The organism is Streptomyces sp. NPDC057424 (genome assembly GCF_042803315.1).
Lineage (GTDB): Bacteria > Actinomycetota > Actinomycetes > Streptomycetales > Streptomycetaceae > Streptomyces.
Genome location: NZ_JBHVCP010000021.1, coordinates 67,085 through 80,062 on the forward strand (window position 1 = coordinate 67,085; position 12,978 = coordinate 80,062).

Below are 12,978 nucleotides of genomic sequence, written 5' to 3' on the forward strand. Positions count from 1 at the left end.
CGTCGCGGCCGGCCCGGGGAGCGTCACGGATGGCCGCAGAAGGGCGCCGAGATGCTCAGGCCCCCGTCGACGACCAGGTTCTGGCCCGTGATGTACTCGGCGCCGGCCGAGAGCAGGAAGTCCACGGCGTCGGCCACCTCACGGGGCGAGCCGGGCCGGCCTCTGGGGATGTGGGGCACGATGTCGGCGGCGGTGAGACCCGTGGCCCGCAGATAGTGGGACAGGGAGTCCGTCGTGATCATGCCCCCGGTCACCGCGTTCACGTTGATGCCCCGGGGAGCCAGCTCGGCCGCGAAGTAGCGGACCCACGCCTCCAGAGCCGCCTTCTGCGCGCCGATGGCGGCGTATCCGGGTATGGCACGCCCGGCGGCGAGCGACGAGATCGCCACGATCCGGCCCCCGCGGCCCATCAGGCGTACGGCGTGCTGGGCGGCGATCACGAACGACTGCGCGTTCATGGCATGGCTGCGCGCGAGGTGCCGCAGTTCCACCTGATCGACGGTCTTCGCGGGGCCCGCCGCGGCGTTGGCCACCAGATGATCGAGCCTGCCGTGGTGTCGCTCCACGAAGGCGAACAGCTCGGCCGTCTGTTCCGGGTCCTCCACGTCGGCGCGGCACAGACTGCCCCGGCCGCCGCTCTCCTCGACCGCCCGCAGGGTGCTCTGTGCCGCCTCCTCGTTCTGTTTGTAGTTGATGACGACATGGCCGCCGCGACGAGCGAGCACGCACGCCACCGCCCGTCCGATGCCTCGCGAGGCACCGGTGACGAGGCTGACCTCATACCGTGCGTCCTCCTCGGTCCCGGTCATGCGGCCTCCGTCCGCTCGACGCGGAAGTCCTCCGGGGCACACCAGCGCAGCACGGTGCCGCCGTAACTCATGCCGGAGCCGAAGGACACGAGGAGGACGTCGTCGCCCGGCCGGAGCCGACCGGAGTCCACAGCGTCCACGAGTGCCAGGATCACGCTCGACCCGCTGGTGTTGCCGAGCCGGTCCGCCACGATGACGGTCTTCGACTCCGGCTGCCCCAGCTCGCGCATCAGCGTGCGCAGCAGCGTGGGGTTGGCCTGGTGCGTGACGATCAGGTCGACGGCATCCAGCGTGGTCCCGGCGGCCTTGACCACCTGTTCGGCGAAGTCGGGGACGACTTCCAGGGCGAAGTCGCGCACTCCCCTGCCGTCCATGCGCATGTAGTTGGGCCCGCTGAAGCGGTTGGGCAGGCCTTCCGGCGGGAGCTGACGCTCCGTGAAGGCCGTGTAGTAGAGCTCCGGTTTCGTGCGCATCAGGGTGGGACCGATGCCGCGCCCGTCCCGGCACGCCTCCAGCAGGTAGCAGCCGGCGCCGTCGCCGAAGATGGCGTGTGCCGTGCGGTCCTGCGGATCCAGGCACTGGGCGACGGTGTCGGCGACGACGACGGCCACCCGGTGGTACTCCCCCGAGCGGATGTACTTCGCGCCGACATCGAGAGCGAAGACGCCACCCGCGCAGCCCCCCGCGTTGACGTCGAACCCTCTGATGTCGAAGAGGCCTGCCTTGCGCAGCACGGCTGCGGCCATGGCGGGCAGCATGTGGTCCGGCGTTCCCGTGCAGCAGATCACCAGATCGAGGGTCTCGGGAGCGACGCCGGCGCGCCGGCAGGCGTCCTGGAGCGCTCCGACCGCCAGGTCGGAGGTCAGCTGCCCCGGCCGGGCCACCCGGCGCGTGTGGATTCCCAACTTCTCGCTGATCCACTCATCAGTCGTGTCGAAGCGGCTGACGATTTCCTCGTTCGATATCTCGAGATCGGGCACGAAACGCCCTACCGAACGAATCCCCACGGACATCTCGGTTGAATTCCACACCGTCTGCACACTCCTTTACTGCTGCCCATGCGGAGCGGTTGGGAACGCCCGGCAGGGAAAGAGAACACATTCTGGAAGAGGATCGGAAAATTTCCAGATGAACCTTGCGGCAGATTGACCGCTCACTCATGATTGACAGCCACGCCCGTTGTTTCCCGCTTCCTGACAGGAAAGGACTTCATGTCTCGTCCCGTTGCTCTCGTCGCCGGCGGAACGTCGGGCCTCGGTCTCGCGACCGCCGAACGGCTGCTCACCGACGGCACCCGCCCGGTCCTGCTCGGCCGCTCCCGGGCACGGGGCGAGCAGGCGGTGGCGCGCCTGGGTTCCGCGGCCGTCTTCGTGCCCGGTGACGTCGCCGTGGAGCAGGACGTGGCGCACGCCGTCGAGGTCGCCGCCGGGTGCGGAACCCTCCGGGCTGTGGTGAACTGCGCCGGCCGGGCTCACGCGGCGCGGGTGGTGGGCCGCTCCGGCACGCACTCCCTCAAGGAGTTCGCCGATGTGGTCGAGGCGAACCTCGTCGGCACCTTCAACGTCGTCCGCCTGGCCGCCGAGCTGATGGCACGTAACGAGCCGGTCGCCGGTGAGCGGGGAGTCATCGTCAACACCGCCTCCATCGCGGCGTTCGACGGCCAGATCGGGCAGGCCGCCTATGCCGCCTCCAAGGCCGGCGTGGCGGGCATGACACTCCCGCTCGCCAGGGACCTCGGCGGGGTGCTGATACGGGTGGTCACCGTGGCGCCGGGGCTGTTCGACACGCCGGCGGCCGAGGTCCTGCCCGAGGCAAAGAGAGCCGCGCTGGCCCGGACCGTGCCGCATCCGCGCAGGTGGGGGAGGGCGGAGGAGTTCGCGGAGCTGGTGGTCCACATCCTCGGCAACCCCATGATCAACGGCGAGACCATCCGGCTGGACGGCGGTCTGCGCCTGCCCGCCTCCTGAGCCCGGCCGGACGCGGCCGGCCCGCGCGGGTCCGGGCCGGCCCCGTGCTCCGGCCGCTACCACGTCACCGGCAGTTCCTGGCACCCGTACACGATGGCCCCGTCGCGCATCCGCACCTGCTCGGCCGGCACCGCCAGGCGCAGCCCCGGGAGCCTCTCCAGCAACACCTGGAAGCCGATCCGCAGCTCCGCCCGGGCCAGCTGCTGGGCAACGCACTGGTGCACACCGAAGCCGAAGGCCACGTTGCCGGAGGGCACCCTCGTGATGTCGAAGCGGTCCGGCTCCTCGAAGCGGTCGGGGTCCCGGTTGGCCGCGGGCAGCGACACCGTGACGGTCTGCCCGGCCCTGACGGTACGCCCGCCGAGCTCCACGTCGGTGGTCGCGCCGCGCGAGATGCCGAACTGGATGACCGTCAGGTAACGCAGGAGTTCCTCGACGGCGCCGCCCATCAGCTGCGGGTCGGCACGCAGGGCGGCGAGCTGTTCCGGATGGGTGAGCAGCGTGTACGTGCCCAGGGAGAACATGTTCGCGGTCGTCTCGTGGCCCGCGGTGAAAAGCTGGAAGGCCACGCTCGTCAGTTCCACGTCACTGAGCTCCGCCGACTGCGCGAGCCCGCTCAGCATATCGTCCTCGGGTTCTTTCCGCTTCAGCTCCACGACCTTCGCGAGGAATTCGAAGATGATGCGGTAGCACTCCTTCACCTCGGCCGCCGACGAATCGATGCGCAGCATCTTCTCGGAGACCGGTTGAATTTCCTGCCAGTCGTGGTAGGGAATTCCCAGGAGATCGCAGATGACCCGGGACGGCAGCGGCATGGCGAAAGCGGAGACCAGGTCCGCGCGGGCCACGCCGTCCTCCTCCATCCGGTCGGCCAACTCGTGCGCGACCGCCGCGATCTTCGGCTCCATCTCCCGCATACGGCGAGTGCTCAGCTCGCCCGTGAGCAGACGCCGGTACTTGGTGTGCTCCGGCGGGTCCATGCCCACGAACATGCCCGGCACGTCCTCCTCGGGCGGCTGCCCGTCTCCGAGGACGTCGTGCACCGCCGAGTGCCGGATGCGCGGGTCGGAGCTGAACCGGGCGTCGGACAGCACCTGCCGGGCGAGCTCATGACTCGTCACGATCCATCCCTCGTGGCCGTCCGCGTAGGCCAGCGGCGCCACCGGGCAGCGACCGCGCATCTCGGACAGCTCCGGAGGCGGGTCCAGGGGGTGGACTCGTGCCGTGGGGATACGCTGCGGCTTGGCATCCTGCTGGGTCATGCGCGCTCCTGGTTCCTGGTGCGGGCGCGGATCAGTTCCGCGGTGCGCTCCTCGAGAGCCGTGCGCTGCTCCGGGGAGAGCAGGCCCTCGGGTGAGGTGATCTCGATACTGAGCCGGTTGTCGTACGAGGTGACGACGAACAGCAGCAGGCCGTGCATGGTGGTCGTGGTGTAGCCGCGGAAGTCCGTGACGCGCAGTCCCTCCGGCGCGGTGAACTCGGGAATCGGTCCGAGGTTGGTCACGACGAGGTCGACGGAGACCGGTTCGGCGGCCGTGAACTGTCCGGCCTGGAGAATGGCGCGCTCCGCCTCGCCGCTGTCGACGGCCTTGTCGAGCCGCTCCTTGATCACACGGCCCACATCCGTCGGGTCGGCGTTCCGCGCCACGGGCACCGACGTCTCCACGCCGCTCACGAAGTTGGTGGACTCCTCGACGGTGACCGGTGGGTCCGTCCTGTTGCGCAGGTCCACCGGGCAGCCGCAGACCAGGTCCAGGGGCCCGGTCCCGGGCCGCCCGTCCCGTACGGCCACGGTCGCCGCGCCGGCCACGAAGCCGTGCACCGAGAAGGCGTCGGCACGCAGCGCGTCACGGAGCGACGCGGTCTCCCGCGCGTCGAGCCGCAGCCGCCCGGGGACCAGCCGCAGACGGTCCGGCTGCGGTGCGGCGGCCAGTGCCGCACGCAGCGCCTCGCGGTCGACGGAGGTCTCGACGACGCCGGCCGAGCGCGTCTTCAGCAGGGTCTCGGCGGACAGCTGGGCGGGAACCTCGGGAGCACCGTAGGGCGGCGTGCGGCCCTCGCTGAGCGCGGTGTAGTTGCGGCACAGCTTCTCCAGCAAGGTGACGCCACCGCGCCCGTCGATCATGCTGTGGTGCAGGACGAGGATGACGCGCGCCCTGCGCTCACCGCGCACCAGAACGAGTCGGCACAGTTCCCGGCCGGAGTCCAGCGGGCGGGCCATCTCGGCCAGGTAGACGGCCTCTTCGTGCTCCTGCGTCCCGTCCGTTTCCCGGACGGTGGCTTCCGGTCGCCGTCCGGCCGGGATCCGGAAGAAGAAGCCCTCCTGATCCCGGCCGAGGCATCCGTTCAACAGAGGAACGGCGTCACAGAGCGCTTCGAACGCCCTGATCAGCAGGTCCGGCTGAATCTCACCATCAGCCGCTATCGAATAGGATCCGGACCAGTCCACGAATGCGTGATAGGCCTCGCTGGGATCCAGATATCGCAGCCGTGACATCAAGCTCTCATTCCCATCGGATCCGTCCGCGCCACATACCGGGCACCAGCACGCTCCGAAGGGAATCTGCATGAATTCTCACGGAACGCGTGGCCCAGTATTTCCGGCCTTGGCCGAAGGTGTCTTCAGCCCAAGAACCAGGTCCGCGAACTGGTCTCTCGGCGAGTCGGCCCGCCGAAACCTGGACCATCGACCAGGAGAGAACCCGTGACGGTTCAGGCGGTGCGACGCCGGAGGGCGTCATCCTGTGGCGCGGAGAAGGAGCCCATGGCCGCGATCAGCTGAGCCCTGGTGCTGACACCGGACTTGGCCAGCACGTTGGAGACATGGAACTTGACGGTCTTCTCGCTGACGGACAGGGCCGCGGCGATGGCCTTGTTCGACAGTCCTTGGCAGAGCAGGCTCAGGACGCTGTTCTCACGCCCCGTGAGCCGGTCGCGGAACCGGTGGTCCACACCTGGCTTGGCACCTCCGCATCGGATGGCCTGCAGCAGGCAGCCCGTGAGTTCGGGCGAGGCGAACCCGCCGTCGTCCGCGACCGCGTGGACCGCGTGGATGAGTTCGTCGTTCGCGGCGTCGCGGTGCACCATGCCGCGCACATTGCCCCTGACGAGGGCCGCGAGCCGCTCGGGCGTCATCGCGTCGATGCCGTAGACCAAGGCGGACGGAGGATCGGGTATGGCCCTGCCGAGCTCCTGGACGAGCTGAACCAGTCGCGCCTCCAGCAGGACCACGTCGGGCCGGCACTCGGCGACACGTTTCAATGCCTGGGATTCGTCCTCGGCCTCCCCGACCACGGAAATGCCCGGGTCCTGGGACAGCAGCATCTTCAGACCGAATCGAGCGTGCGGGTGGTTGTCACAGACAAAAACCTCCACAGCATTTCCGCGGAGATTGAACGAATTGTTTCCAGAAAGACTGACCGGCACTGGGCTCCCCCAACCTCGATACCGTGACTCTCGGTAGCGTCGCAGGAAGAACTTGACTGCCTCTCAACTTGATGCACACCAAGACCTGCTCTAGCGACCCCGTAACCCAGAGCAGGCTAATCGAACACCGACTGCCGCACAAGCGTTCAACTGTCCCGGCAGGACCACCGGAGCGGGTACCTGCACGTTCTACATCATTCTTTTCGACCCCCATACTCTCCATTTGCCGAGTTCTCCAGGGATATCGCCCCGCACGGACAGTTCTCCGAGGCAGTTCTGACCGAAAGTTCACTCCCGGGTGGCGCAAATTGTTCGATGAGCATCACCCGCCCGTCGGTGTCCCGCTGGTCGAAGACGTCCGGTGCGCTCAGGGCGCACATCCCCGAGCCACAGCAGCGGTCGAGGTCGACGATGATGCGCAGGGTCATGGGCTCGGCACCGGCTTCCGGCGGTGGACCGGCATGGCCGTCATGGGCATGTGGTTGGGGTTGACCGTCGCCCACGGCATCTCCCTGACCGTGACTCCGTCGGCGAGCGTCAGCCGCCAGCGGCGAATCACCGTGCCCAGCACCACGTGCATCATCGCCCAGGCGAACTGCTCGCCGATACAGTGGCGAGGGCCCGCGCCGAAGGGTGTGTACGCTCCCTTCGGCAGACTGGCTGCCGACCGGTCCAGCCAGCGGTCCGGGTCGAAGCGCAGCGGATCGGGGAAGAGCTCCGGATCCCGGTGCGTGGCGTACGGGCTGTAGAACAACTCCGTGCCGGCCTTCACGTGACCGCCGCCCAACGGGAAGTCCCGCACGGCGCGCCGCGAGATGACCAGGATGGGCTGCCGCACCCGCATCAGTTCCTGCAGCACCCTGCGGTTGTAGGGCAGATTGCCGACGTCGGCCATCGTGAAGTCCCGCTCGCCGACGACCTCGAGGACCTCCTCGCGCACCCGCTCCTCGATCGCCGGGTGGCGCGCCAGCTCGTAGAACAACCAGGCCATGGCGGTGGCGGCGGTTTCCGATCCGGCCATGGTCACCGAGACGATCTGGTTGCAGAGCTCCTCGTCGGTCATCCCCTCGCCGGTCGTCTCGTCACGGGCATCGAGGAGCATGGCGAGCATGCCGGCCCGCCCGGGTTCGGCCGCTCCCTCACGGTAGGCCAGCATGACGCGGCTGATCGCCTCACGCAGCTGGGCGAAGGCCCGGTCGAAGCGTCGGTTCATGGGAAGCGGCAGCTTCTCCAGCGTGTCCCCCGGCGACACCGTGCGCCACATGATGGCCTCGAGCACGGTGGGCAGGATCCGGGCCAGCTCCTCGTGGGCCCGCCGGTCGACGACCGAGCCGAACATGGTGCGGGCCAGGATGTTGAACGTGATGTCCCGCATGGCCTTGTCCACCGGGATCCGCGCGCCGGCCCTCCAGCCCGCCGTCTTCTCCTCCGTGACCTCGCGCATCACCTCGATGTAGCGGGTGATCTCGTCACGGTGGAACGCGGGCTTGATCATGGCCTGTTGGCGCCGGTGCTCGTCACCGTAGGCGTGGATCACCCCGTTCCCGGTGAGCGGCCGGACCTTGTCGTAGAACCGCCCCTTGTCGAGCAGGTCCTTGCGGTCCGTGAGAACCGCGTGGATGAGGGGTGGGGACGTGACGAACAGGGAGGGCATGGGGCCCAGGTCCACGCGGACCAGGTCGCCGTGTGCGCGCAGGGAGGTCAGGAACCGCAGCGGGCTGCGCATCAACGCCACCGCGTGACCGACACCGGGCACCCGCCCGGGGGCGGTCGCGTACGTGGCGCTCACGCGGGCACCTCCGTGCCCGGCGAGGACAGCCGGCAGTAGGCGCGGTCGCTGAACACGGTGCGGTCCCGGTTCAGCGTCAGCACTCCGGATCGCACCCCGTTCCACTGGTGCCCCGGGCCGTTGTAACGGGACGTCAGGTACGACCACTGCAGGTTGCCCGCCATCATGTGCCACAGCGCGTCCAGGTAGGCGCGGATGTCCTCGCGCCGGCCCAGGTCGCTCGCCTCGATGGCCGCCCGCGCCGCCATGAACTCGGCCCGCTTGCCGTCGACCAGGACGAACAGGCGGTCCACCGCCTCCTGCAGGCCGAGTCCCTCGCTGAGCCGCAGCACCGACAGCGCGTTGACGTAGTCGTCCATCATCGCCTCGGCCCGGAACGAGAACATGTCGTTCGTCAGCATGATGTGCACCAGGGCGGTGTCGATGATCTCGCGCAGTTCCGGATGGCGCCGCAGGTCCTCGGTCAGGTCGATGCCCAGCCCGTACTCGCCGAGCACGAAGTACATGCCCATGCCGACGCTGTCCTTGCGGACCTCGATGTAGGTCTCGTAGTCGAAGACCCGGTCCTCGGCTCGGGAGGTGATCTCATGGACGCAGCCGGCGAGGAATCGCCGGACCTCCGCCAGGAACCGGTCCCACACCGCGGGCGGCATGCCCGCCCGCATCTCCTTCCACAGCCCGTGCAGCACCGAGCCCCACTCGAAGTCGGCGCCGTCGGCCTGGTCGTCGAGGATACCCGCCACCCGGCGGAACAGGTCCTGCGCCGCCTCGGGGTCCTTGCCGATCTTCGTACGGTCCACCATCGCGTTGTCGAAGACCGAGAGGTACTCGGTGTACTTGCACAGATGGCGCAGCCTGTCCTCGCGGGCCGTCGGCAGCACCAGACAGGTCCACAGGGAAGCGGTCTCCTCCAGGAGCAGTTCCATCTCCCGCGGGTCGGCCATGGCGAAGGCCATGGCCTCCCTGAGCCAGGCATCCGACTCCTCACGGATGTCGTCCGTGCGCGGGTGGCTGCACGCCGGCAGCAGATAGGGAAACTCGGGGAGGTAGATCTCCGTTCCGTACGAGAACGGCTTCGGGATGGTCGTCATCAAGTCACTCACCTTTCACGATGCACGGAGGCGGCTGCCAGGGACTCCAGTTCGGTCAGTGCGGAGGCCTGGAGTCCGGCCTCGCGCAAAGCCCGGACCGCGCCGGCGTGGCGATCGCGGATTATCTGCTCGATGACGGCGGGGGCCCCGGTCGCCCGGACCACGTCCCGCAGTTCGGCAAGGCCGTCCTGGCCGAGCTGCTCGACTCCGTAGAGCAGGTCCAGACGTGCGTGCTGCTCGGGATCGGCCAGTTTCCGGGCGACCGCGATGAGCGCCGTGGGCTTGCCCTTCCGGGCGTCGTCCGAGGCGTCCTTGCCCGTCAGTTCGGAAGTACCGAACAGTCCCATCAGGTCGTCGCGCAGCTGGAAGGCCTCACCCAGCATCAGCCCGAACGTGTCGTATGCCGCCAGCACCGCGTCGTCCGCGCCGGCGAGGGCGCCGCCGATCTGGAGGGGGTAGCGGACGGTGTAGCTCGCCGTCTTGTGCCGGATGATCTTCAGAGCATCGCTGAGGAGACCGCCGCGCGTCTCGCCGACGAGATCGAGGAACTCCCCGTACACCGCCGACGTGCGCAGCCGGGCGAACAGCTGCCTGGCCCGCTCCCGCCTGGTCACCAGCGGGCTGCCGTGGAACATCTCCTCCGACCAGACCAGGCAGGCGTTCCCGGTGAGGAGCGCGCCGCTCTCCCCGAACGCCCGGCTCTCGCCCCGCCAGTCCTGCGCGGCGTGCCACTTGTCGAGGGCCAGGTGGAGGGTGGGCCGGCCGCGCCGCAGATCGCTGTTGTCGATGATGTCGTCGTGGATCAGGGCCGCTGTGTGGAAGAGCTCCAGTGCCGCCGCCACGGTGATGACGTCGGCGTCGTCCGGGGATCCCCCGGCACCGCGCCACCCCCAGTAGCAGAAGAGCGGACGGATCCGCTTCCCGCCGTTCATGGTGAAGTCCCGCAGCATCGTCAGCACTTCGCGGGCGGCCGGGTCGGTCTCCCCGGCTATCCGTTGCTTGAGGAAGGCGTCGAGGCTGCCGTTGACCCGCGAGGTGACCGCCGCGCTTTCGGTCCGCTCGTCCGTGAGGGTCACTTGTGGCGCCTGACGACCTTCATCGGGAGCTCCCCGGGGACCAGGGCTCCCATGGCTATCGGTTTCACCGGCTCACCCGTGACGGGCTGCACGGACCACCGCTGCAGCAGCGTGGCGAGGACGGTCTGGGTCTCGAACCAGGAGAACGACTCGCCGATGCAGTTGCGGACACCGGCACCGAACGGCATGAAGGCGCTGCGCGGCACCTGCTTGGCCCGCTCGGGCAACCAGCGGTCGGGGTCGAATGCCTCCGGGTTGTCGTACACCTTCGGGTCGTGGTGCACCGCGTAGATGGAGTAGAGGACCTCGGTGCCCGCCGGGATGCGGTGACCGCCGAGTTCGGTGTCCTTGACGCATTTGCGGCCGAGCGCCCACACCGGCGGGTACAGCCGCAGCGACTCCTGGATGACTCGCCGGGTGTAGTCCAGGGCGCGCAGGTCGGCGGCCTCGACAGGGCGGTCGCCGACCACCGTGTCCACCTCCTCCTGCATCCGGCGCTGCACCTCGGGGTGACGGCCCAGCAGCATGCAGGTCCAGCTCATGGCACTCGGCGTGGTCTCGGACCCCGCGGTCAGGAGCGTCATGAACTCGTCCTGGATCTGCTTGTCGGTCATCGACTTGTTGCCCTCGTCGCGGGCGGTGAAGAGAAGGTTCATCAGGTCGTCGGTGCCGGCGCCGGTGCCCTTGGCCCGGTGGTCGGCGATGATGCGCCGCCCCATCGAGTAGAGCCGGCCTATCGCGCTGTGGAACTCGCGGCTTGACCGGGTGGGAATGCGGTCCAGGAGGGCGGGGGGAATGGCCGCGCGCTTCTCGACCCCGGAGATCACGACAGGCATGGACCGGTAGACCTCGGCCACGTCCTGCTCCACCATGTCCGTGGAGAACAGCGCCTTGATGACGATGCGCACGGCGAGTTCGTAGAACATGTTGTACATGCCGACGCGCTGACCGTCCCGCCACGTGTCGAACTCATCGGTCGCCGACTCGCGCATGATGTCGACGTAGGTAGCGATCTTCTCGTGGTGGAAGGCCGGCTGCATCAGCAGGCGCTGCCTGCGGTGGAAGTCGCCTTCCGACAGCAGGATTCCGTTGCCGAGCAGCGGACGCGCCTGGTCGAACTGCATGCCCTTTTCGAAGGACTTGGCCTTGCGGACCAGGATGTCGTAAAGCATGTCGTGGTCACTCACCACGTAGGCCTGCTTGGTTCCGAGCCGGATCTGTACCAGGCCGCCCTGCTCGCTCACGCTCTGGAAGAACCGCAACGGGTTACGGAACATCTGGACGGCGTGACCCGCGAGGGGAATGCGCCCCGGCATGGAGGGAACGTGGGGTGCGGCGGTCGCGAGAGCCATGGTTCTTCTTGCCTCCGTGGAATGGGAACGGCGGGTGGTGGGGCGCCGCGCGCGTCAGGACCAGGTGACCGGCAGTTCTGCAAGGCCCCGGAAGACGAAGCCGCCCGGCAGATACCGTGGCTCGAAGCCGTCCGCGAGGCGCAGCCCCGGGAGCTTGTCCACCAGCGTCTCCAGGGCGATCCGGCTCTCCAGCCGGGCGAGCGCGGCCCCCACGCAGAAGTGGATGCCGTGGCCGAACCCGAGGTGCCGCGGAGGGCCCTGCCGGTCGAGCCGGAAGGTGTCGGGGTCGTCGACCCAGTCCGGGTCGCGTCCCGCGGCCGCGAACATCACGCGGAGCCGGGCCCCCTCGGGGACCTCCGTGTCGCCGACCCGCAGCGCCCCGGTGGCCACGCGTGGCGCGCCCTGCACCGAGGAGTCGAAGCGCAACGTCTCCTCGACGGCCGCGGCGGCGAGCTCCCGGTTCTTGACGACGGCTTCCCACAGGTCGCGGTCCCGCAGCAGTTGGTGGACCGCGTTGGAGATCAGGTTGGTGGTGGTCTCGTGGCCCGCCGCGATCATCACGCGGAGCGCCACCACGGCGTCCTCCACGGTGCAGACCGGATCGTCGGCGTCGGCGGCCCGCACCAGTTCGGTGAGCAGGTCGTCGGCCGGCGTGCGGCGACGGCGTTTCAGCAGGTCGAGGACGTACCTCTCGTAGGTGACCACGTTGCCCGCGCAGTGCACCTGCTGTTCCGGCGGGAGCGGGACGACCTGGAGGGCGAGCCAGTCGTTGTTCCAGGCCTTGACGGTGGCCCGGTCCTCCTCCGGGATGCCGATGATGTCGCAGATCACCGTCATCGGCAGCGGGTAGGCGAACTCCTGGAGGAGGTCGCCTCCGCCCTTCGCCGCGATGCCCTCGGCGAGCCGCGCGGCGATCTCCTCGATCGACGCCTTCCGGCGCCGCAGCGCCCGGGGTGAGAAGTACTCACTGATGAGGTTCCGGAACCGGGTGTGAGCCGGTGGGTCCACGTTGTAGAGAGCGACCCGGAAGAACAGTGAGCCGTCCAGGATCTCCTTGGCCTCGCGGCAGAAGGGATACGAGCCGTCGAGGTTGTAGCGGCTCGTGAACTGCTCATGGTCCCGCTGCACGGCCTCGATCTCGGCGCGGCCGGTGACGATCCATTCGTCGAGCCCGGTCTGATGGGCGACCGGCTGTTCCTTCCGAGCACGGGCGAAGGCCGCGTACGGGCAGGCGGTGTACTCCGGAGAGAGCGGGTCGAAGAGTTCTGCCGCGGCATTGTCGGACGACATCGGGAGCGCTGGCCTCCTACTTTCGGGCGGTCACCGGCCGCCGGAGGGCGGCGGGCCGCACCCGCACGATCGGGCTTCAGGATCACCGACGGGCTCAGCTGATGTCTTCGGCCAAGAGGCCAGATCGGGACACCCGGCCAAAGGCGAGGAAGCACGGTTTCCTGGCCCCCGGACCAGG

12 protein-coding genes are annotated in these 12,978 nt (G+C 68.8%); 1 reads left to right on the forward strand and 11 read right to left on the reverse strand.

The annotated features are described in order from the left end of the window. Positions 1 to 23: 23 nt before the first annotated feature. Positions 24 to 809 carry an SDR family oxidoreductase gene (locus tag ACFU3E_RS18880; RefSeq protein WP_384159024.1) on the reverse strand — a complete coding sequence of 262 codons (786 nt, stop codon included), beginning with the start codon at positions 807 to 809 and terminating at the stop codon, positions 24 to 26. Beyond that, complete coding sequence (locus tag ACFU3E_RS18885; protein WP_384159139.1) at positions 806 to 1,822, reverse strand: 3-oxoacyl-ACP synthase III family protein; 1,017 nt, start codon at positions 1,820 to 1,822, stop codon at positions 806 to 808. The genes ACFU3E_RS18880 and ACFU3E_RS18885 overlap by 4 nt, the downstream gene beginning before the upstream one ends. Positions 1,823 to 2,020: 198 nt before the next feature. Here ACFU3E_RS18885 and ACFU3E_RS18890 point away from each other — a divergent pair, with 198 nt between their 5' ends. Continuing rightward, positions 2,021 to 2,776 (forward strand): SDR family NAD(P)-dependent oxidoreductase, encoded by a 756-nt coding sequence (locus tag ACFU3E_RS18890; RefSeq protein WP_384159027.1) that lies wholly within the window; start codon positions 2,021 to 2,023, stop codon positions 2,774 to 2,776. Positions 2,777 to 2,832: 56 nt separating this feature from the next. Here the strand turns inward: ACFU3E_RS18890 and ACFU3E_RS18895 are convergent, their stop codons facing one another. From ACFU3E_RS18895 to ACFU3E_RS18935, 9 genes are all read right to left on the reverse strand, one after another. Further along, a complete protein-coding gene (locus ACFU3E_RS18895) occupies positions 2,833 to 4,038 on the reverse strand; it encodes a cytochrome P450 (RefSeq protein WP_384159030.1) in 1,206 nt (401 codons plus the stop codon). After that, positions 4,035 to 5,126, reverse strand: coding sequence for a wax ester/triacylglycerol synthase domain-containing protein (locus ACFU3E_RS18900; protein WP_384159033.1), 1,092 nt, complete (start codon positions 5,124 to 5,126; stop codon positions 4,035 to 4,037). The genes ACFU3E_RS18895 and ACFU3E_RS18900 overlap by 4 nt, the downstream gene beginning before the upstream one ends. A gap of 362 nt (positions 5,127 to 5,488) precedes the next feature. Continuing rightward, positions 5,489 to 6,100, reverse strand: coding sequence for a LuxR C-terminal-related transcriptional regulator (locus ACFU3E_RS18905; RefSeq protein WP_384159036.1), 612 nt, complete (start codon positions 6,098 to 6,100; stop codon positions 5,489 to 5,491). A gap of 296 nt (positions 6,101 to 6,396) precedes the next feature. Continuing rightward, positions 6,397 to 6,630, reverse strand: coding sequence for a ferredoxin (locus ACFU3E_RS18910; protein WP_384159039.1), 234 nt, complete (start codon positions 6,628 to 6,630; stop codon positions 6,397 to 6,399). Further along, entirely contained in the window at positions 6,627 to 7,991 is a 1,365-nt protein-coding gene (locus tag ACFU3E_RS18915) for a cytochrome P450 (RefSeq protein WP_384159042.1), read from the reverse strand. The genes ACFU3E_RS18910 and ACFU3E_RS18915 overlap by 4 nt, the downstream gene beginning before the upstream one ends. Further along, positions 7,988 to 9,082 (reverse strand): terpene synthase family protein, encoded by a 1,095-nt coding sequence (locus ACFU3E_RS18920; protein WP_384159045.1) that lies wholly within the window; start codon positions 9,080 to 9,082, stop codon positions 7,988 to 7,990. Before ACFU3E_RS18920 ends, ACFU3E_RS18915 begins: the two co-directional genes overlap by 4 nt. Before the next feature lie 8 nt (positions 9,083 to 9,090). Then, positions 9,091 to 10,158, reverse strand: coding sequence for a polyprenyl synthetase family protein (locus tag ACFU3E_RS18925; RefSeq protein ID WP_384159048.1), 1,068 nt, complete (start codon positions 10,156 to 10,158; stop codon positions 9,091 to 9,093). Beyond that, positions 10,155 to 11,510: a cytochrome P450 gene (locus tag ACFU3E_RS18930; RefSeq protein ID WP_384159051.1), complete on the reverse strand. Its 1,356-nt coding sequence runs from the start codon at positions 11,508 to 11,510 to the stop codon at positions 10,155 to 10,157. Before ACFU3E_RS18930 ends, ACFU3E_RS18925 begins: the two co-directional genes overlap by 4 nt. 54 nt (positions 11,511 to 11,564) lie before the next feature. Continuing rightward, entirely contained in the window at positions 11,565 to 12,800 is a 1,236-nt protein-coding gene (locus ACFU3E_RS18935) for a cytochrome P450 (RefSeq protein ID WP_384159054.1), read from the reverse strand. Positions 12,801 to 12,978 lie beyond the last annotated feature (178 nt).